A 21656-nucleotide genomic window follows, 5' to 3' on the forward strand; every position below is an offset into this window, starting at 1 on the left:
CAAAGGAAAGAACAGATGCCTTTGCTTGAAATAAAAGACCTGCACGTCGAGTTCCCTACGCAGGGCGGCGTGCTGCACGCGGTCGATGGCGTGAGCCTCAGGCTCGACGAGGGCGAAGTGCTCGGCATCGTCGGCGAATCGGGCTCGGGCAAGAGCGTCACGATGATGGCGCTGATGGGCCTCGTCGGCTACCCCGGCCGCGTGCGCGCGGACCACATGCGCTTCGCGGGCAAGGAGCTGCTCGGCGTCTCCGACAAGGTGCGCCGCTCGCTGGTCGGCAAGGAGGTCGCGATGATCTTCCAGGAGCCGACCACCAGCCTCAACCCCTGCTTCACCATCGGCTTCCAGTTGATGGAAACGCTGCGGCTGCACCTGAAGCTCGACAGGCGCGATGCGAAGCGGCGCGCGACCCAGCTGCTCGAGCAGGTCGGCATTCCCGCTGCGTCGTCGCGCCTGGGCAGCTATCCGCATCAGCTCTCGGGCGGCATGAACCAGCGTGTGATGATCGCCATGGCCATCGCCTGCAACCCGCGCCTGCTGATCGCCGACGAGCCGACCACCGCACTCGACGTCACCATCCAGGCGCAGATCCTCGACCTCTTGCGCGACCTGCAGAAAGAGCGTGGCATGGCGCTCGTGCTCATCACGCACAACATGGGTGTGGTCAGCGAAATGGCGCAGCGCATCGCCGTGATGTACGCGGGGCAACTGATGGAGCACCAGCGCGTCGACCGCCTCTTCGCGTCGCCGCAGCATCCCTACACCGAGGCGCTGCTCGCGGCGTTGCCCGAACGCGCCGCGCCCGAGGGGCGGCTCGCCACCATCAGCGGCATGGTGCCGGGCGTGCACGACCGGCCCGCCGGTTGCCTGTTCGCGCCGCGCTGTGCCTACGTCACCGAGCGCGCCTGCCATGTGCGGCCCGCGTTGCGCGAATGGCAGGAGGCCGAGGTGCGTTGCCACTTCCCGCTCGGTGAGCCCGGGCGCCTGGCGGCCATCGAGAAAGACCCGCCACGGCAATCGGTGGCAGAGGCCTTGCCATGAGCGCAGTGCCGAATGACGTCGTGGTGGAGGCGAGCAACCTCCAGCGCACTTATGAAATCCGGCGCGGGCTGTTCCGCGCGCCTTCGCAACTGCGCGCCGTGGGTGACATCTCCTTTCGCATCGAGCGCGGCCGCACGCTGGCCGTGGTCGGCGAGTCGGGTTGCGGCAAGTCGACGCTGGCGCGCATGGTGGCGCTGATCGAGAAGCCGACGGCAGGGCAGCTCACGCTGGTCGGCGCCGATGCGGTGAACCAGGCGTCGGCGCAGAAGCGCGAACTGCGCCAGGCCGTGCAACTGGTGTTCCAGAACCCCTATGGCTCGCTCAATCCGCGCAAGAAGATCTCGGCGGTGCTCGAAGACCCGCTGGCGATCAACACCACGCTGAGCAAGCCGGAGCGTGCCGCGAAGGCGCGCGAGATGCTCGCGCGCGTGGGCCTGCGGCCCGAGTACGCCAACCGCTATCCGCACATGTTCTCCGGCGGCCAGCGCCAGCGCATCGCAATTGCGCGTGCGCTCATGCTGTCGCCGCGCCTGCTGGTGGCCGACGAGCCGGTGTCGGCGCTCGACGTGTCGATCCAGGCGCAGGTGCTGAACCTGCTGGCCGACCTGCAGGCCGAGTTGGGCCTGGCCTACCTCTTCATCTCGCACGACCTCGGCGTGGTGCGCCACATCGCGCACGACGTGCTCGTGATGTACCTCGGCCATGCGGTGGAGCAGGGCCCCAAGTCGCGCATCTTCGCGCGGCCACTGCATCCCTACACGCAGGCGCTGCTGGCATCGACGCCCGGGCTCAGCAGCCAGCGCATCGTGCTCAAGGGCGAGTTGCCGTCGCCACTGAATCCGCCCTCGGGCTGTGTCTTCAGCACGCGCTGTCCGCATGTTGCGCCGCGCTGCCGCGAAGAGCGCCCGTTGCCGCGCATGCTCGACGAGCGGCTGGTGGCCTGCCACTTCTCGGAACAGTTCCTCGACGGCGCGGCCCCGGTGCGCGCCGATGTCCCTTCGCCCGCCATCTCGATGGCGACGAATCCCTAGCAACCTGCTTTTTCAACCGTGTCCCAAGGAGTCCCCATGAAGACCCAGCCCACCGTTTCGCGCCGCTCACGAAAGCTGGCGCTTCTGGCACCGACAGCGCTTGCGGCCCTTACCCTGGCCTGTGGCGTCGTGTCTGCCAAGACGCTGGTGTATTGCGCAGAAGGCAGCCCGGAGAATTTCTATCCGGGCATGAACACCACCGGCACTTCGTTCGACGTGACCACGCAGGTCTACAACACCATCGTCGAGTTCGAGCGCGGCGGCACCAAGGTCGTGCCGGGCCTGGCCGAAAAATGGGACATCTCGCCCGACGGCACGGTCTACACCTTCCACCTGCGCAAGGGCGTGAAGTGGCACACCACCAGCAAGAGCTTCAAGCCCACGCGCGACTTCAACGCCGACGACTTCATCTTCATGATCGACCGGCAGTGGAAGGAGAGCGACCCCTTCTTCAAGGTCACGAGCCAGAACCACTCGTACTTCAACGACATGGGCATGCCCAAGCTGCTGAAGTCGGTGGACCGCATCGATGACTACACCGTCAAGATCACGCTGAACCAGGCCGAGGCGCCGTTCCTTGCGAACCTGGCCATGCAATACGCAGGCATCCAGTCGAAGGAATACGCCATTGCCATGCTCAAGGCCGGCACGCCCGAGAAGGTCGACCAGGACCCGATCGGCACCGGCCCCTTCTATCTTGTGCAGTACCAGAAGGACGCGATCATCCGCTTCAAGGCCTTCCCGCAGTACTGGGGCGGCAAGGCCAAGATCGACGACCTCGTGTTCGCGATCACGCCCGATGCCTCGGTGCGCTGGGCCAAGCTGCAAAAGGGCGAGTGCCATGTGATGCCCTACCCGAACCCGGCCGACCTCGACGCGATCCGCAAGGACCCGAACGTGCAGGTGCTGGAGCAGCCCGGCCTGAACGTGGGCTACCTGTCGTTCAACACCACGAAGAAGCCGTTCGACGACGTGCGCGTGCGCAAGGCCGTCAGCATGGCGATCAACAAGAAGGCCATCATCGACGGCGTGTACCTGACGACCGGCGTGGCCGCGAAGAACCCGATCCCGCCGAGCATGTGGTCCTACAACGACGCGGTGAAGGACGACCCGTACGACCCCGAGGCCGCCAAGAAGCTGCTGGCGCAGGCCGGCTTCCCCGACGGTTTCACGACCGACCTGTGGGCCATGCCTGTGCAGCGTCCGTACAACCCGAACGCCAAGCGCATCGCCGAGCTGATGCAGGCCGACCTGGCCAAGATCAACGTGAAGGCCGAGATCAAGAGCTTCGAGTGGGGCGAGTACCGCAAGCGCCTGCAGGCCGGCGAGCACCAGATGGGCATGATGGGCTGGACCGGCGACAACGGCGACCCGGACAACTTCCTCTACACGCTGCTGGGCTGCGCTTCGGCCAAGTCGGCCAGCGGCAGCAACGTGTCGAAGTTCTGCTACCAGCCGTATGAAGACCTCGTGGTGAAGGCCAAGAGCACGACCAAGCAAGCCGACCGCGATGCGCTCTACAAGAAGGCGCAAGTCATTTTCAAGGAGCAGGCGCCGTGGTTCACCATCGCTCACGCAGTGCAGTTGAAGCCGGTGCGCAAGGAAGTGATCGACTTCAAGCTGAGCCCCTTCGGCCGTCACACCTTCTACGGCGTGGACATGAAGTGATGGACGTGGCCGCATGAGTGGTGTCGCACCCGTCGCCATCGTGGCGGCCATGCACGAGGAACTGAGAGCGTTGCTCGCGCAGATGCCTGACGAGCAGCGTGTTCGTGTGGCCGGGCGCGACTTCTGGGTGGGCCATCTGCAGGGCCAGCCCGTGGTCGCGGTGCTGTCGCGCATCGGCAAGGTCGCTGCGGCGGTGACGGCCACGGTGCTGCTGGAGCGCTTCGGCGTGCGCGCGATCGTGTTCACCGGCGTGGCGGGTGGCCTGGCACCCGGTGTGAACGTCGGCGACGTGGTCGTTGCAACCGAGCTGCTGCAGCACGACATGGACGCCTCGCCGCTTTTCCCCAAACACGAGGTGCCGCTGATGGGCATGGCGCGCTTTGTGGCCGACGCGGCCATCGGCAACGCGCTGTCGGCCGTGGCGGCCGATGTGCTGCGCGACCCGGTGGCCTTGATCGGCCAGCAAGCCGTCGACGAGTTCAGCCTTCGGCAGCCCAGGGTGCACCGTGGCCTGCTGGTGAGTGGCGACCGTTTCGTATCGACCACGGCAGAGAGCGCAGCCTTGCAGCGCGATCTGCCCGATGCGCTCGCGGTCGAGATGGAAGGCGCGGCAATGGCACAGGTGTGCCACGACTACGGCGTGCCGTTCGCCGCGATGCGCACGATTTCAGACCGTGCCGACGATGCCGCGCACGGCGACTTCGCGCGCTTCGTGGTGGAGGTGGCGAGCCGCTACAGCCTCGCGCTGGTCGGCGCGTGGCTCGCCACGCTGCCTGCCGAGACCCCGGCTACTTGAGCCAGCCGCGCCGGCGGAAGTACCACATCGGCCCCAGCGCGCTCGCCGCCATCAGCACGAGGGCGTATGGATAGCCCATGGACCAGTCCAGCTCGGGCATGAACTTGAAGTTCATGCCGTAGATGCTCGCGATCAGCGTGGGCGGCAGCAGCGCCACGCTGGCCACCGAGAAGATCTTGATGGTCTTGTTCTGGTTGATGTTGATGAAACCGACGGTCGCATCCATCAGGAAGTTGATCTTGTCGAACAGGAAGGCCGTGTGGTTGTCCAGCGACTCGATGTCGCGCAGGATCTGCCGCGCTTCTTCGAACTGCTCGGCATTGAGCATCTTGCTGCGCATCATGAAGCTGACCGCGCGGCGCGTGTCCATCACGTTGCGGCGGATGCGGCCGTTCAAGTCTTCCTGCCGCGCGATGAGGCCGAGCACCTCGCCGGCCAGCTCGTCGGTGACGTTGCCCGAGAGCACTTTCTTGCCGGCCACTTCGAGTTCGTCGTAGATGTTCTCCAGCGTGTCGGCCGAGTATTCGGCGTCCGCGTCGAACAGCTTGAGCATCACTTCCTTGGCGTCTTCGATCAGCCCCGGTGCACGGCGTGCGCGCATGCGCAGCAGACGGAACACGGGCACGTCTTCGTCATGGATCGAGAACAGCACGCCGCGGCTGCGCAGGTCGGTGTTGTGCTGGTTGAGGATGAAGGCGACGCGCACGGTGCGCGGGTCTTCGTCGTCGTCGATCAGGAAGTCGGAGCGGATGTGCAGCTCGCCGTTGTCTTCCTCGTAGAAGCGGGCGGACTCCTCGATGTCCTCGTCCATCGCATCTTCGGGAATCGAGAGGCCGTAGTACTGCTTGATCCAGCGCTTTTCTTCGAGCGTGGGCGATTCGAGGTCGACCCAGATCGGCTGGAACTTGGAGAGCTCTTCGAGCGCCTCGATCTCTTCCTGGACGAGGCGGCCGTTGGCGAGCGTAAAGATATTGAGCATGGGCTCACTCCCGGGGATGACTGAACGATGGGCGAGGGAGGGGCGCTTTCAATTCCCGGGCCCGACGTGAGCGATCAGGCCGTCCGAAAGGGAGTTGAAAGCTGCCGAGACGGGGCGGTTTCCATGGGGACAGTCTCCAGTTGCAGCGAGGCGCGATTATGTCACTGGCCATTGGATGGCATCGAGGGTGGACTGGACAGGCATACAGTAAAGTCGCGCCCATGCAGACTGCTGCGCTCCCCGTTTTTTCCACCACCGCGACGACCCAGTCCGAGCGTCTTGCCGCGGCGCTGGCAACGCTCAATGAAGCGCAGCGCGCGGCGGTCGAGCATGGGGTGGGCGCGGCCGTGGGTGGCGACCATCGCCCGCTGCTCGTGATTGCCGGCGCGGGCTCCGGCAAGACCAGCACGCTGGCGCATCGGGTGGCGCATCTGATCGCGGGTGGCGTCGATCCGCAACGACTGCTGCTGCTGACTTTCTCGCGCCGTGCCGCGCAGGAAATGGGGCGCCGTGCGGGCCAGGTGCTGGGGCGGGTGCTCGGCCTGCAATCGGCGGTGCCGCCTGCGCTGCAATGGGCTGGCACCTTTCACGGCATCGGCGCGCGGCTGCTGCGCGAGTACGCACCGCAGATCGGCCTGGACGAGAACTTCACCATCCACGACCGGGGCGATGCCGAAGACCTGATGGGGCTGGTGCGGCACGAGCTGGGCCTGTCGTCCACCGTCAATCGTTTCCCGCGCAAGGGCACCTGCCTGTCGATCTACTCGCGCTGCGTCAACACCCGCGCGCCGCTGGCCGAGGTGCTCAAGGAATCCTTTCCCTGGTGCGACGAATGGGAGGCCGAACTCAAGAAACTGTTCGGTGGCTACGTGGAGGCCAAGCAGCAGCAGAACGTGCTCGACTACGACGACCTGCTGCTCTACTGGGCCGAGATGGTCGCCGAGCCCACGCTGGCCGCGCAGATCGGCGCGCGCTTCGACCATGTGCTGGTCGACGAATACCAGGACACCAACCTGCTGCAGGCCTCGATCCTGCTGGCGCTCAAGCCCGATGGCCGTGGCGTGACGGTGGTGGGCGACGACGCGCAGTCGATCTATTCGTTTCGCGGCGCGACGGTGCGCAACATCCTCGACTTTCCCTCGCAGTTCACGCAGGCGGCGCGCTTGGTCACGCTGGAGCGCAACTACCGTTCGACGCAGCCGATCCTCGATGTGTCGAACCGTGTGATCGCGCATGCGGCCGAGCGGCACGCCAAGACGCTCTGGACCGACAAGCCCTCGGCCGGCAAGCCGCTGCTGGTGCTCGTGCCCGACGATGCGGGGCAGGCGCGCTGGGTGGCCGACAAGGTGCTCGCGCATCGCGAGGGCGGGCTGGCGCTGAAGTCGCAGGCGGTGCTGTTCCGCACCTCGGCGCACAGCGCGGGGCTCGAACTCGAACTGGCGCGGCGCAACATCCCCTTCATGAAATATGGCGGCCTCAAGTTCCTGGAGGCCTCGCATGTGAAAGACCTGCTCGCGGTGCTGCGCTTTGCCCAGAACCCGCGCGGGCGCATGGCGGGCTTTCGCGTGACGCAGTTGATTCCGGGCATCGGGCCTGTCACCGGCACGCGGCTGCTCGATGCGATGGACCAGGCGGCCGATCCTGTCGCAGCGGTGCGCGATTTCGTGCCGCCGTCTGCAGCACGCGCGCAATGGGCTGACTTCGTAAAAGCCTATGCCGCGCTGCGTGCGCCTTCACTGACATGGCCGGCCGATGTGGAACTGGCGATGGACTGGTATCAGCCGCATCTGGAGCGGCTGTACGAGGACACCTCCGGCGTGCGCCGTGCCGACGTCGAGCAGCTTGCACGGCTTGCCGCCGGCTATGGTTCGCGCGAGAGCTTCCTCACCGAACTCACGCTCGATCCGCCCGAAGCCACCAGCGATCGCCCCGGGCCGCCGCTGCTCGACGAGGACTTCCTGATCCTCTCGACCATCCATTCGGCCAAGGGGCAGGAATGGAGTTCGGTGCATGTGCTCAACGTGGTCGACGGCTGCATGCCGGCCGACGTGGCGCAGGGCGCGCACGAACTCGAAGAAGAGCGCCGGCTGCTCTACGTGGCGATGACGCGGGCGCGTGACCATCTGCACCTGCTGGTGCCGCAGCGCTTCTACATCCCGCAGCAGGCGGCGCGCGGTGACCGGCATCTGTACGCGAACCGCACGCGCTTCATTCCCGACGCCGATCTCGCGGGCTTCGAGCAGCAGGCCTGGCCGCCTGCGCCGGTGTTGCCTCCCGCGGTGCCGCCGCCGGCCGCCGTGATCGACCTGCGCAACCGCATGCGCGCCGCTTGGCGCTGAGCGAGCCGGCCCTTCGGGCTGCATGGTCACCGCCGCACGCCAGCGCAAACACTTGCTTTCAAAGCGCCGCAGCGGCTGCCCTGCTGGCGTTGTCCGCTATGGATTGAATAGCGGATCATGCGGCGCTTTGCGCGCCCCGCACCCCCGGGCAACTCGGGTATTGCAATACCGTGACAGCTTGGGCATAGTGAATCGACCGACCCTTCTTTCCTCTTCTTCCCTTCCTCTCCCTCTCCCCCCGATTCACTGTTTCGCCGGCCACGCTCCATTCCGGAGCGGGGTCATTTCCCCAACCGTTAATTCCAGGAGGTCATTCATGAATTTGACGATCAGCGGTCATCACCTCGACGTCACACCTGCCTTGCGCACCTACGTCACGAGCAAGCTGGACCGGATCACACGGCACTTCGACCAGGTGGTCGATGTGAAGGTGATCCTCACGGTGGAAAAGCAGAAGGAAAAGGAACGCCGCCAAAGGGCGGAATGCAACATCCACGTCAAGGGCAATGACATGTTCGCGGAGTCGAGCCACGCTGATCTCTACGCTGCGGTCGATGAACTGGTCGACAAGCTCGACCGGCAGGTGGTGCGTCACAAGGACCGCCTGCAGGATCACCATCACGCGGCGCCCAAGCGCCTGATGTAAGAGCCCCGGGGGCTCAAGCCACGAGCCGCCTTCGGGCGGCTTTTTGTTTTCCGACTGTCGTGCTGGGGCTTTGCAAGTCCCTACGAGGCGTACGAGGCCTCAAGGCAACATGTAAACAAAAAGTAGATAGGGGGACTGGGGGTTTTTACCAAGCGGGTGCATAATCGCGCCCGCTCTGCACCCACCATGAATCGCCTCGCGTCCATCCTGCCGCCCGCTCAAGTGCTCGTGAGCGTTGACGCCACCAGCAAAAAACGTGCTTTTGAAGAAGCCGGCTTGCTGTTCGAAAGCCTTCACGGCCTGGGCCGTGCCCTCATCACCGACAGCCTGTTTGCGCGCGAGCGCCTCGGCTCCACCGGTCTGGGCCATGGTGTTGCCATTCCGCATGGCCGCATCAAGGGCCTGAAGGCACCGATGGCCGCGGTGTTCCAGCTGGCCAATCCGATCGGCTTCGATGCCCCGGACGAACAGCCGGTGGCACTGCTGATCTTCCTGCTGGTGCCGGAAGCCGCCACGCAGAAGCACCTCGAAATCCTCTCTGAAATCGCCGAGTTGCTGAGCGACGCCAGCCTGCGCGAACAGATCAAGTCCAGCACCGATGCGGCCGTTCTGCACGGCCTCATCGCCGGCTGGCAGTCGACCCAAGTCGCCTGAGCGCATGCGTTGGCACACGCAGCTGCTGCTAAGCTGCGTTGCTGCTGCCTTCGTCAATCACAAGAAAATGCCGGCGCGTGAGTGCCGTCTCCTGAACGCATGAAGCCGACCGTCATCAGCGCCGATGCCATGTTCGAGGAGTTCCGCGGGTCGCTCCGCTGGGAATGGCTCGCAGGGCTCGGTGCTTCAGAGCGCCAGTTCGACCCCGAAGTCATCAGCCGTGCCCAGTCGGCCGCCGATCTGGTCGGTTACCTCAATTACATCCACCCGTACCGCGTGCAGATCCTGGGCGCGCGCGAGGTGGCCTACCTGACGCGCGGCAGCCAGGAAGACTGCGCCCGCCGCATCGCCCGCATCGTCACGCTGGAGCCACCGATGCTGGTGCTGGCCGACGGCCAGACGCCGCCCGACGAACTGCTGTCGATCTGCGAGCGCGCCCAACTGCCGCTGTTTGCCACGCGCGAGTCGTCGGCCTTCGTGATCGACCTGCTGCGCGCCTACCTGTCCAAGCACTTCGCCGAGCGCACCTCGATGCACGGCGTGTTCATGGACATCCTGGGCATGGGCGTGATGATCACGGGCGAGTCGGGCCTGGGCAAGAGCGAGCTGGGCCTGGAGCTGATCTCGCGCGGCAACGGCCTCGTGGCCGACGACGCGGTCGATCTTTACCGCATCAACCAGAACACGATCGAAGGGCGTTGCCCCGACCTGCTGCTGAACCTGCTGGAAGTGCGAGGCATCGGCCTGCTGGACATCCGCGCGATCTTCGGCGAGACGGCGGTGCGCCGGAAGATGCGCCTGAAGCTCATCGTGCACCTCGTGCGGCGCGACAGCTTCGAGCGCGACTACGAGCGCATGCCGTCGGCGCCGCTCACGCAAGACGTGTTGGGCATCCCGGTGCGCAAAGTCATCATTCAGGTGGTGGCGGGGCGCAATATCGCCGTGCTGGTCGAGGCGGCCGTGCGCAACTCGATCCTGCAGCTGCGCGGCATCGACACCTATGCGGATTTTGTGGCGCGCCACCACAAGGCGATGGAAAACGGGCGCGACGGCGACTGACGCCGTCTTTCTGGCAGCTCAGCGCTTCTTGACGCAGTCGCCGCAGAGGCCATAGAGCGACATGGCGTGGTCCTGCAGGATCCAGCCCTTGTCTTTGGCGATCATCTGCTGGCGGCGTTCGATCTCGGCGTCGTAGAACTCCTCGACCTTACCGCACGAGGTGCAGATCAGGTGGTCGTGGTGCGTGCCTTCATTCAGCTCGTAGACCGCCTTGCCGCTTTCGAAGTGGCTGCGCTCCAGGATGCCGGCTTGCTCGAACTGCGTCAGCACCCGGTACACCGTCGCCAGGCCGATGTCCGAATGTTCGTTGAGCAGCACGCGAAACACGTCTTCGGCCGTCATGTGCCGTTGGCTGCCGGTCTGGAAGATTTCGAGAATCTTCAGGCGTGGCAGTGTGGCCTTCAGGCCGGTATTCTTGAGTTCGTCGATATTGGCCATGTTGGTTCCTGCGCCCTGGGCTGCGGCAAAGGCCCTGAAAAGGGTCAGCCGCTACAATGGCCGATCATATCGCTACCCCCTTTCCTCCCATGCCTGCCATTCTCCAACGCCGTCCCTGGCTGCTGGTTGCTGCCGTCGCCGCGACGCTCCTCCTGGGTGCCTGCAGCAGTTTCAGCGATCGCACGCGTGGCGCACTGTCGTCCATCACCCCTTACAAAGTCGAAGTGGTGCAGGGCAATTTCGTGTCGAAGGAACAGGTCGCGGTGCTCAAGCCCGGCATGTCCCGCCAGCAAGTGCGTGAAGTCCTTGGCACCTCGCTGCTGAGCGACGTGTTCCACACCAATCGCTGGGACTACGTCTTCACCATCCGCCGCCAGGGCGTCGAGCCGCAAGAGCGCCACCTGACCGTGTTCTTCAACGGCGAACTGATGGACCGCTTCGAGGGCGACGAAATGCCCAGCGAAGAAGACTTCGTCGCCACGCTCGACACCCGCAAGAAAACCGGCAAGGTGCCGCCGCTCGAAGCCTCCGAAGACGATCTGAAGAAATACGCGCCCGCCAAGGACGACAAGAGCGACAAGGCCGATGCCGCCGCTTCTGCCAGCCTGCCGCCGTTGCCCGCAGCCTACCCCCCGCTCGAAGCCGCGCGCTGAGCGCACCAGCAGCGGGCGGCGCCCGCCGAGTCAGGCGGCGTCCGTCCCGTGTCCATGAATGCCAGTGGCCTCATGGCCATTCTGAAGACTGAATCCGCGTGACTGAATCCATTTCTTCCTCTTCTTCTTCCCCCGCATCGCGCCGCGTCGCGATCGCCGGGGCTTCGGGCCGCATGGGCCACATGCTGATCGAAGCCGTGCGCAATGCGCCGGACTGCCGCCTCGCCGGCGCGCTCGACATCGCTGGCAACCCGGCCCTCGGCACCGATGCCGGCGCCTTCCTGGGTTTCGATAGCGGCGTGCCCATCGTCTCCGACCTGCGCACGGGCCTGAAAGACGCGCAGGTGCTCATCGACTTCACCCGCCCCGAAGGCACGCTCGCGCACCTCGCAGTGTGCCGCGAACTGGGTGTGCAGGCGGTGATCGGCACCACCGGCTTCAGCGATGCGCAAAAAGCCGAGATCGCCGAGATCGCGAAAGACATCGCCATCATGATGGCACCCAACATGAGCGTGGGCGTCAACGTCACCCTCAAGCTGCTCGAGATGGCGGCCAAGGCCATGTCGACCGGCTACGACATCGAGATCATCGAGGCGCATCACCGTTTCAAGGTCGATGCGCCTTCGGGCACCGCGCTCAAGATGGGCGAAGTGATCGCCGACGCTTTGGGCCGCGACCTGAAGGAATGCGCCGTCTACGCCCGCGAAGGCATCACGGGCGAGCGCGACCCCTCGACCATCGGCTTCTCGGCCATCCGCGGCGGCGACATCGTGGGCGACCACACGGTGCTGTTCGCGGGCATCGGCGAGCGCATCGAGATCACCCACAAGTCATCGAGCCGCGTCACCTATGCGCAGGGCGCCTTGCGCGCAGTGCATTTCCTGGGCGGCCAGAAAGCGGGCCTGTTCGACATGTTCGACGTGCTCGGCCTGCGTTGATCCGCCGATAAAAAGGACCGCCGATGAGCGTGCTCGAACTGCTGACCCATGGCGACGGCGTCAGCCGTGCGGTGGCGGCGCTGCTGCTGGCGATGTCGATCGCGAGCTGGGTCGTGATCCTCTGGAAAGCCTGGCTGCTGCGCGGCGGCACGCGCGACGTGCTGCGCAGCATTGCCGCGTTCTGGCAGTCGTCCACGCTGGCCGACGCCGAGCAGAAGCTCAAGACCTTCGACCGCGCGATGCTCGTCTCGCCCACCGTGTCTGCCATCAAGAGCGCAGCCACCGCTTCGGCAGGCGGCACTCTGGGCGCCACGGGCGACCGCAACCAGCAACTCACCCGCGTCCTGCGCGACGCCTTGCACGGCGCGCTGCGGCGCCTGCAGGCAGGGCAGATCCTTCTTGCCACGGTCGGCGCCACCGCGCCCTTCGTCGGTTTGCTCGGCACCGTCTGGGGCATCTATCGTGCGCTGTCGGGCATCGCAGGGCAGACCGGCGGCTTCACCATCGACAAGGTGGCCGGGCCGGTTGGCGAGGCGCTGGTCATGACGGCCTTCGGCCTGGCGGTCGCCATTCCGGCCGTGCTGGCCTACAACGTGTTCGGCCGCGTCATCGGCCGCATCGAAGCCGAACTCGAAGGCTTCGCGCACGACCTGCTCGGCAGCTTCGGCGAAGCCCCGAAGCCCGCCGCACCGCCGCCAGCGCGGCCGATGCCGGTCTGAGCCGGCAAGACACACAACACGCGCAGCACACCAACCATGGCCTTCGGTCGCACTTCACTGGGCAGTAGCGCTGGCGGCGGCGGGCGTGCGATGGGCGCGGGTGCGCAGCGGCCGCTGTCCGACATCAATGTCACGCCGCTGGTCGACGTGATGCTGGTGCTGCTGGTGATCTTCATCATCACCGCGCCGCTGATGGCCAGCTCGATCAAGCTCGACCTGCCGCAGACCGATGCGGGCCAGCCCAATGACGCGCCGAAGTTCGTGAGCCTTTCCGTCGATGCCTCGGGCAAGGTTTTCCTCAACGACCAGGCTGTGACCGACGAAGAACTGGCGACGCGCCTGGAAAAAGCCGCTACCGACAGCAAGGACACAGAGGTGCAGTTGCGCGCCGACCAGACCGTGCCATACGGCAAGGTGGTCACGCTGATGGGTATTGCGAACAAGGCGGGGCTCAGTCGCATCGGCTTTGTGACCGAGGCCGAAGCGGCCCCCGAAAAGCCCCGCTGACCCTGTCTTGGTCTTGCCCCTTCCCCCTCCGGGGGAAGGTTGGGATGGGGGCTGCCCCCGCATCTGATGCTGCAATGACGTTGACGCCGTCGTGCCCCCACCCCGGCCCTCCCCCGGGAGGGGAGGGAGAAATACCGAAGTCCAAAGACTCAGCCCAGCACCACTGGCTTGGTGTGCCAGATCTCATGCGCGTACTGCGCAATCGTGCGGTCCGATGAAAACGCCCCCATCCCCGCCACATTCAGAACGGCCATCCGCGTCCACGCATCCGAGTCGCGGTACAGCGCATCCACCTCGGCCTGCTTCGCGACGTAGCTCGCATAGTCCGCCAGCAGCAGGTAATGGTCGCCCCAGTTCACCAGCGCGTCGTAGATGCCCTGGTAGCGCGCAGGCTCGGCGGCAGAGAACGCCCCGTCGCGGATCGCATCGAGCACACGCTTGAGTTCCGCGTTCTCTTCGTAGATGTCGCGCGGCTGGTAGCCCCGTGCGCGGATGTCCGCCACCTCCGGCGTCGTGTTGCCGAAGATGAAGATGTTCTCCGGCCCCACGTTCTCGCGCATCTCCACGTTGGCCCCGTCCAGCGTGCCGATGGTGAGCGCGCCGTTGAGCGCGAACTTCATGTTGCCGGTGCCCGAGGCCTCGGTGCCCGCGGTGGAAATCTGCTCCGACAGGTCGGCCGCCGGCATGATGATCTCGGCCAGGCTCACGCTGTAGTTCGGCAAGAACACCACCTTGAGCAGCTTGCCCACCCGCGCGTCGGCGTTGATGGTGCTCGCCACGTCATTGATGAGCCGGATCACCAGCTTGGCCATGGCATAGGCCGAAGCCGCCTTGCCCGCGAACACCACCACGCGCGGCACGATGTCGATGGGCGTGCCGGCGGCCTGTGCATCGAGGATGCGGTGATACCGCGCCACCACATGCAGCACGTTGAGCAATTGCCGCTTGTATTCGTGGATGCGCTTGACCTGCACGTCGAACATCGCGTCCGTGTCGATGTCGATCTTCAGGTGCTGCTCGACCCAGTTGGCCAGCCGCAGCTTGTTCTCGCGCTTGGCATGGCGAAACGCACGCACGAAGGCCGGCTGCGCGGCCATCGGCTTGAGCGCTTCGAGCTGCGACAGGTCGCGTCGCCAGCCCTTGCCGATGCGCTGGTCGAGCAGCGCGGCCAGCGGCGGGTTGGCCTGCGCCAGCCAGCGACGCGGGGTGACGCCGTTGGTCTTGTTGTTGAAGCGCTCGGGAAAGATCTTGTCGAAGTCGACAAAGATCGACTGCTTCATCAGCTCCGAATGCAGCCCCGACACGCCGTTGATCGAATGGCTCGCCAGCACCGCCACGTAGGCCATGCGCACGCGCCGCTCGCCCGCTTCGTCGACCAGCGACAGCCGGCGCATCAGCTCGACGTCGTTGCCGACCTTCTGCGTCACCGCGGCCAGGAACTTCGCGTTCATGTCGTAGATGATCTGCAAGTGCCGCGGCAATATGCGCCCCAGCATCTCGACCGGCCAGGTCTCCAGCGCCTCGTGCATCAGCGTGTGGTTGGTGTAGCTGAACACCTTCTGCGTGTGCGCCCACGCGATGTCCCAGTCGAGGCCGTGCTCGTCGAGCAGCAGGCGCATGAGCTCGGGCACCGCGAGCACCGGGTGCGTGTCGTTCAGGTGAATGCTGACCTTTTCCGACAGCTGGTCGAAGGTCTTGTGGTTGCGCAGGTAGCGCCGCAGCAGGTCCTGCACGCTCGCGCTGCAGAAAAAGTACTCTTGGTGCAGCCGCAGCTCGCGACCCGAGGGCGTGGAGTCGTCGGGGTAGAGCACGCGCGAGACGTTCTCCGACTGGTTCTTGCTTTCCACCGCGCCCATGTAGTTGCCGCGATTGAAGGCCGACAGGTCGATCTCTTCGGTGGCGCGCGCCGACCACAGCCGCAGCGTGTTGGTGGCCTGCGTGCCGTAGCCCGGAATGATGGTGTCGTAGGCCACGGCCAGCACGTCGTGCGTGTCGACCCAGTCGGCCGCGCCGTACGGTGCGTTGATGCCTTCGCGCTTTTGCACATGGCCGCCGAAGCGCACGCGGTAGTTGACCTCGGGCCGCTGGAACTCCCACGGGTTGCCGCGCGTGAGCCAGTAGTCGGGTGTCTCGACCTGCTGGCCATCGACGATGCGCTGGCGGAACATGCCGTATTCGTAGCGGATGCCGTAACCCATGCCAGGCACGCCGAGCGTGGCCATCGAATCGAGAAAACACGCAGCGAGCCGACCCAGGCCACCATTGCCCAGCGCCGCGTCGGGCTCACGCTCGGCCAGCGCGTCCATGTCGACGCCGAAGTCGGCCAGCGCCTCGCGCACGGTGTCGAACAGGTCCACGGCCAGCAGCGCATTGGTGAAGGTGCGCCCGATCAGGAACTCCATCGAGAGGTAGTAGACGCGCTTGAGGTCCTGCGCGTAGTTGGCGCGCGTGGTCATCATCCAGCGCTCGACCAACTGGTCGCGCACGGCCTGCGAGGTGGCGTTGAGCCAGTCGTCCTGGCTGGCCGCGACGGGGTCCTTGCCGACCGCGTAGATCAGCTTGTTGGCCACGGCGCGCTTGAAGGCCGCGACGTCGCGGTCGGGGTGGTCGTAGGCGAAGTCTTTGATCGTCATGGTGGGCGTTCTCGGGGTGAGTGGTGTTTGCTGGCTGCTTGGGTTTTCAGGCGCTGCTGTTCAAGACGGGTTCATTCGGGGCGAGTGCGAATGACACCGGGAGCTCCCCTGTGCGAATGTCCCCCGCTTCGCTCCTCCTTTATTTCGCTGCGGGGAGCACCCGGCGTCATTCGCACATGGACACGCTGCTGGTGTACCGCTGATCAACGACTGCTCTGTCCAACGCTCACGTCGATACGGGGCTCTTTTTCGCGAAATAAAGGAGGAGCGAAGCGGGGGACATTCGCGAAAAAGAGCACCGTGTCGGCGTGAGCGACGCCCTGAACAGCAGTGCCCTGAAGAGCGCACGCCAAACACAATGCGACGAACAGAAAGGCAACCGGTCATCCCAGTGCCTGCCGATAAACGTCGATGTACTGCGCCGCCGCAGTGCCCCAGTCGGCCGGCCGCCGCATGGCATTGCCTCGCACGCGGCGCCAGTCGGGCGCGCGGTCATACAGCGCGAAGGCGCGGCGCAGGGCGCGTGCGTAGTCGGCATCGTCGAAATGGTCGAACACAAAGCCGGTGGCCTCGCCGCTGGCCATGTCTTCCAGCGTGCTGTCGACCACCGTGTCGGCCAGCCCGCCGACGCGGCGCACCAGCGGCAGGCTGCCGTACTTCAGGCCGTACATCTGCGTGAGGCCGCAGGGCTCGAAGAGCGACGGCACCAGCGTCACGTCGCCGGCACCGAAGAGCTGATGCGCAAGAGCCTCGTCGTAGCCGATGGTGACGCTGACCGACTGCGGCGCAGCCGCCGCGCGCTGGCGAAAGGCTTCTTCGAGCCATGCTTCACCGCTGCCAAGCAGCGCCAACTGGCCGCCCTGTGCCAGCAGCGCGTCGATGCCGCCAAGCACCAGATGCAGGCCCTTCTGCTCGGTAAGTCGGCTCACGACGATGAACAGCGGCGCATCCGGCCGCTCGGCCAGCCCGAGCTGGTGCTGCAGCACCGACTTGCAGCGCGCCTTGCCCGCCATGTGGCGCCCTTCGGGCGTGTGATAGCCCTGCACCAGCGCGGCGTCGGTTGCGGGGTTCCAGACCTGGTCGTCGACCGCGTTGAGGATGCCGCTGAGCACGCTGCTGCGCTGGCGCAGCAGCCCGTCGAGCCCGACGCCCTGTTCGGGCGTCTGGATCTCCAGCGCGTACGTCGGGCTCACCGTGGTCAACCGGTCGGCGAAGTAGAGCCCGCCCTTCATGAACGACACCTGCCCGTGGTACTCGAGTCCGTTCATGTGGAAAGCGGGACCGGGCAGGCCCAGCTCGGCGAAGTGCCAGGGCGCGAACACGCCCTGGTAGGCCAAGTTGTGCACGGTGAACACGCTGCCCACATGCGGCCGGCCGGCCTGCCGCGCGAAGGCAAGGTACGCGGGGGCCAACGCCGCATGCCAGTCGTGGGCGTGCACCACCTCGGGCTGCCAGTCGGGGTCCAGGCCCTGCGCGAGTTGTGCCGCAGCCCAGCCGAGCAGGGCGAAGCGGCGGTGGTTGTCGTTGTAGGGCTGGCGCGTCGTTTCCTCGTAGGGGTTGCCGGGGCGGTCATAGAGCGCCGGTGCATCGATCACATAGGCCGGGATCGGCGGCGCGCCGTCGATGGCGATGTGGCCGACGCGCAAGCCAAAGCGATCGCCCCACGGCGCCGTGAATTCGGCCAGCGGGACCAGATCGCGCACGCCGGCCACGATGGCCGGAAAGCCCGGCAGCAGCACGCGCGCGTCCTGCCCTTGGGCCATGAGCGCGATGGGCAGGGCGCCGGCGATGTCCGCCAGGCCGCCGGTCTTGAGCAGGGGAAAGATTTCGGCGCTGACCTGGAGGATTCGCATCGTGGGTCGTCGCGGCCTCAGGCTGCCAATCGTTTGAGCATTTCGCGCGTGACCAGCACCACGCCGTTTTCGGTGCGCTCGAAGCGCGCGGCATCGGCTGCGGCGTCCTCGCCGATCACCATGTCGTCCGGTATGACACAGGCGCGGTCGATCACCACCTTGCTGAGCCGGGCGCCTCGGCCGACTTCCACGTCGGGCAGCAGCACGGCTTCGTTGATCTCGCAGAAGGAATGGATGCGCACGCCCGAGAACAGCACCGAGCTGCTGACCTTGGAGCCCGAGACGATGCAGCCGCCCGACACGATGGTGTTGACCGTCATGCCGTGCTTGCCCTCGCGGTCGAGCACGAACTTGGCCGGTGGCAGTTGCCGCTGGTAGGTCCAGATGGGCCAGTCGGTGTCATAGATGTCGAGCTCCGGGGTGATCGAGGCCAGGTCGAGGTTGGCCGCCCAGAATGCATCAATCGTGCCCACGTCCCGCCAGTAGGCCTTGGCGCCCGGCCCGCGGGAAGCCCGCGTGACGCACGACATGGTGAAGGGATGGGCCAGCGCACGCCCCTGCGCCACGGCCCGCGGAATGATGTCCTTGCCGAAGTCGTGGCTCGAATCGGGGTTGACGCTGTCTTCCTCCAGCAGCTGGTAGAGGTATTCGGAGTCGAACACGTAGATGCCCATGCTCGCCAGCGCCAGGTCGGGGTGGCCGGGCATGGCGGGCGGGTCGGCCGGCTTTTCGAGGAAGGCCGTGATCTGGCGCCCGTCGTCGACGGCCATCACGCCGAAGGCCGTGGCTTCCATGCGCGGCACCTCGATGCAGCCGACCGTGCAGCCCAGGCCGCGCTCGGCATGGTCTTTCACCATGATCGAGTAGTCCATCTTGTAGATGTGGTCGCCGGCCAGCACCACCACGTAGTCGTGCTTGGTGGAGCGGGTCTGGATGATGTCCAGGTTCTGGAACACCGCGTCGGCCGTGCCGCGGTACCAGTGCTCGTCGCCCACGCGCTGTTGCGCGGGCAGCACGTCGACCATTTCGTTCAGTTCGGCCCGCAGGAAGCTCCAGCCGCGCTGCAGATGGCGCATGAGCGAATGCGACTTGTACTGCGTGACCACCGCCATGCGCCGGATGCCGGAGTTCAGGCAGTTCGACAGCGCGAAATCGATGATGCGGAACTTGCCGCCGAAGTACACGGCCGGCTTGGCGCGCCGGTCGGTCAGCTGCTTGAGGCGGGAGCCCCTGCCGCCGGCCAGCACCAGGGCGATGGTGCGGCGGACCAGTTGATGAGCCTGCAGGGGTTCCTGCGTGGTGTGCTGCTTGTCCATCCTGTGTCTCCGTTCGTTCGTTGGAATCCGTCGTCAGAGTTTCTGCATCGAGACTAGCACCGCGGCGTGAGGCTGGCTCCTACGTTCTTGCAATCAAGAGGCTCGAAAAGGGGACTTGTGCCGTGCCATCGAGCGCCTGTGGCGCGCCGCCCGCATCGAGCCCGGGATCGGTGGCAAGGCAGCCGTGCCACGCACCCGCCGGCAGGTTGAAGGACACCGTCTCCGCACCCGCATTCAGCATCACCAGCCATGCGCCCTGTTTGTCGTTGTCGCCCTCGCTCGTTGCAGCATTCCCGAAGAGGATTGCAAGGGTCGTGCCCAGGCGCCAGTCGTCCGGTGTCATCGGCTCGCCATCGGGGCGAAGCCAGCGGATGCCGGGCGCTGTTCCCGGCGGTGGTTCGGCGGGCCACCAATGCGTGCTGCGCAAGGCGGGCGCTTCACGGCGCAGGGCCGCGAGCCGGGCCACGAAGGCGCTCATCTGTGCCGCGTCGCCGGACGGGTCGGATGCGCCGACCCATGCCAGCCAGGTGGTCTCGTTGTCCTGGCAATAGGCGTTGTTGTTGCCCTGCTGGCTGTGCCCCAGTTCGTCGCCCGCCAGCAGCATGGGCGTGCCCTGCGAGAGCATCAGCGTGGCCAGCAGCGCGCGCCGCAGACGAAGACGCAATGCGAGCACCGCAGGGCCGTCGCTTGCGCCTTCGACGCCGCAGTTGTTGCTCAGGTTGTGGGCATGCCCATCGCGGTTGTTCTCGCCGTTGGCGAGGTTGTGGCGTTCTTCAAAACTCACGAGGTCGCGCAGCGTGAAGCCATCGTGCGCGGTGATGAAGTTGATGCTGGCAGTCGGCGCGCGGCCGTGGTGCGCGAACTGCGCGCTCGAAGCCGTGAAGCGGTGCGCGAAGTCGCCAAGGTCTGCCTTGTCGTCATGCTCCTGCCGCAGCCAGAAGCCGCGCTGCGTGTCGCGGAAGCGGTCGTTCCATTCGAGCCAGCCCGGCGGGAATTCACCGAGGCGATAGCCACCGGGGCCGATGTCCCACGGCTCCGCGATCAGCAGCGTGCGCGACAACACCGGGTCTTGCGCGATCGCCGCGAAGAACGGCGCACGCGGATCGAAGCCGGTGGCCGCGCCGCGCCCCAGCACCGGCGCAAGGTCGAAGCGAAAGCCATCGACGCCCATCTCGCAAGCCCAGTAGCGCAGGCTGTCCATCACGAGCTGCAGCACGCGGGGCTCGCCAAGGTTCAGGCAGTTGCCGGTGCCGGCCCAGTTTTCGTAGAGCGCGCGGTCGTCTTCGCGCAGGTGGTAGTACAAGGCGTTGTCGATGCCACGCATTGAGAGTGTGGGGCCGACCTCGTCGCTCTCGGCGCTGTGGTTGTAGACCACGTCGATCACCAGCTCCATGCCGCGCGCATGCATCGCATCGGCCATCGCGCGGAATTCGCTCGCGGGCGTGGTGCCGGGGCGCCCGCTCCAGTAGCGCACCTCGGGCGCGAACCAGCCGATGGTGTTGTAGCCCCAGTAGTTGCTCAGGCCCATCGCCAGCAGCCGCTGCTCGTCGGCGCGGTGCTGCACGGGCATGAGGCTCAGCGTGGTGACGCCAAGGCGCTGCAGGTGGTCGAGCACCGCAGGCTCGCCGAGGCCGGCATAGGTGCCGCGCAGCGCAGCCGGCACGCCCGGATGCAACCGCGTCTGGCCGCGAACGTGCAACTCGTAAAGCACGCGCTCGCCGGCGGCGATGCGCGCGTGTCCCGGTGGTGTCGTCGTCGTGCCCGTGGCCGCCACCACGCGCCCCTTGAGCGCGACGCTTCCGTTGTCCCGCGCATCCCGCTGATCCGGCCGGGCAGGGTCATGCCCCAGAAACAGCGCGCTCCCGTCATAGCGCCCCACGATCTCCCGCGCATACGGATCGAGCAGCAGCTTCGCAGGGTTGAAGCGTTGCCCCTCATGCGGTGCCCACGGACCCTGAACGCGATAGCCATAGACCAGCCCCGCCCGCCCACTGGGCAACAGCCCATGCCAGACCCCATCGGTGCACGCGGGCAGCCGCAGGCGTTGTTGTTCATGCGCCCCCGTCCCATCGAAGAGGCAGAGTTCAACAGCCTCCGCACCAGGCGCAACCAGCGCAAAGTTGACGCCGCTCGACGAAGGCGACGCCCCCAGCGGAAAGGGCGTCCCAATACTCAGCATGACCCAAACGCGGAGGAACAGAACACCACCGTGCCCACGGCGGCGGGTGCTGCATGCCTGGTCGGCCGTTGAGGCACCGCCGAGCAGCGCAGCGACAGGCGGATCAGGGCTCGCCCTTGTTTGAGCGAAGCGAGTTTGGGCGAGACCCCGCCTGTCGTGAGCAGCGCAGGGCAGCCCGAAGGGCCGGTGACGTCGGTCGACCGGGCA

Annotated in this window: 18 protein-coding genes; 12 read left to right on the forward strand and 6 right to left on the reverse strand. The window is 66.1% G+C overall.

The genetic code is table 11. The features are described from left to right. The first annotated feature begins 15 nt into the window (after positions 1–15). The 4 genes from H7F35_RS14585 to H7F35_RS14600 are packed head-to-tail and all read left to right on the forward strand — an operon-like array spanning position 16 to position 4536. The gene (locus H7F35_RS14585) at positions 16–1041 is read left to right on the forward strand and encodes an ABC transporter ATP-binding protein (protein ID WP_187113541.1); all 1026 of its coding nucleotides are present in this window, start codon (positions 16–18) and stop codon (positions 1039–1041) included. After that, on the forward strand, positions 1038–2072 hold the full coding sequence (locus tag H7F35_RS14590) for a dipeptide ABC transporter ATP-binding protein (RefSeq protein ID WP_187113542.1): 1035 nt from the start codon (positions 1038–1040) through the stop codon (positions 2070–2072). The genes H7F35_RS14585 and H7F35_RS14590 overlap by 4 nt, the downstream gene beginning before the upstream one ends. 36 nt (positions 2073–2108) lie before the next feature. Further along, positions 2109–3740: an ABC transporter substrate-binding protein gene (locus tag H7F35_RS14595; protein WP_187113543.1), complete on the forward strand. Its 1632-nt coding sequence runs from the start codon at positions 2109–2111 to the stop codon at positions 3738–3740. Between the two features lie 13 nt (positions 3741–3753). Beyond that, entirely contained in the window at positions 3754–4536 is a 783-nt protein-coding gene (locus tag H7F35_RS14600; RefSeq protein ID WP_187113544.1) for a 5'-methylthioadenosine/adenosylhomocysteine nucleosidase, read from the forward strand. On the opposite strand, the gene corA is transcribed toward H7F35_RS14600, so the two are convergent. After that, positions 4529–5515, reverse strand: a complete 987-nt coding sequence (gene corA, locus H7F35_RS14605) for a magnesium/cobalt transporter CorA (RefSeq protein WP_187113545.1) — start codon at positions 5513–5515, stop codon at positions 4529–4531. The two genes, H7F35_RS14600 and corA, sit on opposite strands and share 8 nt — an antisense overlap. A 221-nt stretch (positions 5516–5736) precedes the next feature. Between corA and H7F35_RS14610 the strand changes: the two genes are divergently transcribed. The 4 genes from H7F35_RS14610 to hprK all read left to right on the forward strand — a co-directional run bounded on the left by H7F35_RS14610 (position 5737) and on the right by hprK (position 10213). Continuing rightward, a complete protein-coding gene (locus H7F35_RS14610; RefSeq protein WP_261803629.1) occupies positions 5737–7854 on the forward strand; it encodes an ATP-dependent helicase in 2118 nt (705 codons plus the stop codon). 316 nt (positions 7855–8170) lie between these two features. After that, the gene (gene hpf / locus H7F35_RS14615) at positions 8171–8500 is read left to right on the forward strand and encodes a ribosome hibernation-promoting factor, HPF/YfiA family (protein WP_081270768.1); all 330 of its coding nucleotides are present in this window, start codon (positions 8171–8173) and stop codon (positions 8498–8500) included. Between the two features lie 186 nt (positions 8501–8686). Further along, positions 8687–9154: a PTS sugar transporter subunit IIA gene (locus H7F35_RS14620; RefSeq protein ID WP_124458504.1), complete on the forward strand. Its 468-nt coding sequence runs from the start codon at positions 8687–8689 to the stop codon at positions 9152–9154. Positions 9155–9253: 99 nt separating this feature from the next. After that, complete coding sequence (hprK, locus tag H7F35_RS14625) at positions 9254–10213, forward strand: HPr(Ser) kinase/phosphatase (RefSeq protein ID WP_187113546.1); 960 nt, start codon at positions 9254–9256, stop codon at positions 10211–10213. 18 nt (positions 10214–10231) lie between these two features. Here hprK and fur read toward each other — a convergent pair whose 3' ends face one another. After that, on the reverse strand, positions 10232–10651 hold the full coding sequence (gene fur / locus H7F35_RS14630) for a ferric iron uptake transcriptional regulator (RefSeq protein ID WP_056584276.1): 420 nt from the start codon (positions 10649–10651) through the stop codon (positions 10232–10234). Between the two features lie 89 nt (positions 10652–10740). Between fur and H7F35_RS14635 the strand changes: the two genes are divergently transcribed. From H7F35_RS14635 to H7F35_RS14650, 4 genes are all read left to right on the forward strand, one after another. Beyond that, on the forward strand, positions 10741–11304 hold the full coding sequence (locus H7F35_RS14635; protein WP_187113547.1) for an outer membrane protein assembly factor BamE: 564 nt from the start codon (positions 10741–10743) through the stop codon (positions 11302–11304). 173 nt (positions 11305–11477) lie between these two features. Next, a complete protein-coding gene (dapB, locus tag H7F35_RS14640) occupies positions 11478–12242 on the forward strand; it encodes a 4-hydroxy-tetrahydrodipicolinate reductase (protein ID WP_261803685.1) in 765 nt (254 codons plus the stop codon). 23 nt (positions 12243–12265) lie between these two features. Further along, a complete protein-coding gene (locus tag H7F35_RS14645; RefSeq protein WP_187113549.1) occupies positions 12266–12961 on the forward strand; it encodes a MotA/TolQ/ExbB proton channel family protein in 696 nt (231 codons plus the stop codon). A gap of 36 nt (positions 12962–12997) precedes the next feature. Beyond that, entirely contained in the window at positions 12998–13468 is a 471-nt protein-coding gene (locus H7F35_RS14650; RefSeq protein ID WP_187113550.1) for an ExbD/TolR family protein, read from the forward strand. Between the two features lie 149 nt (positions 13469–13617). Here H7F35_RS14650 and H7F35_RS14655 read toward each other — a convergent pair whose 3' ends face one another. From H7F35_RS14655 to glgX, 4 genes are all read right to left on the reverse strand, one after another. Then, positions 13618–16101: a glycogen/starch/alpha-glucan phosphorylase gene (locus tag H7F35_RS14655; protein WP_187113551.1), complete on the reverse strand. Its 2484-nt coding sequence runs from the start codon at positions 16099–16101 to the stop codon at positions 13618–13620. 383 nt (positions 16102–16484) lie between these two features. Further along, complete coding sequence (gene glgA, locus H7F35_RS14660; RefSeq protein ID WP_187113552.1) at positions 16485–17954, reverse strand: glycogen synthase GlgA; 1470 nt, start codon at positions 17952–17954, stop codon at positions 16485–16487. Between the two features lie 17 nt (positions 17955–17971). Continuing rightward, a complete protein-coding gene (glgC, locus tag H7F35_RS14665) occupies positions 17972–19270 on the reverse strand; it encodes a glucose-1-phosphate adenylyltransferase (RefSeq protein WP_187113553.1) in 1299 nt (432 codons plus the stop codon). A 79-nt stretch (positions 19271–19349) separates the two neighbouring features. Beyond that, positions 19350–21449 carry a glycogen debranching protein GlgX gene (gene glgX, locus H7F35_RS14670; protein WP_187113554.1) on the reverse strand — a complete coding sequence of 700 codons (2100 nt, stop codon included), beginning with the start codon at positions 21447–21449 and terminating at the stop codon, positions 19350–19352. Between the last annotated feature and the right edge of the window lie 207 nt (positions 21450–21656).

Origin of the sequence: Variovorax sp. PAMC26660 (genome assembly GCF_014302995.1) — a bacterium.
Lineage (GTDB): Bacteria > Pseudomonadota > Gammaproteobacteria > Burkholderiales > Burkholderiaceae_C > Variovorax.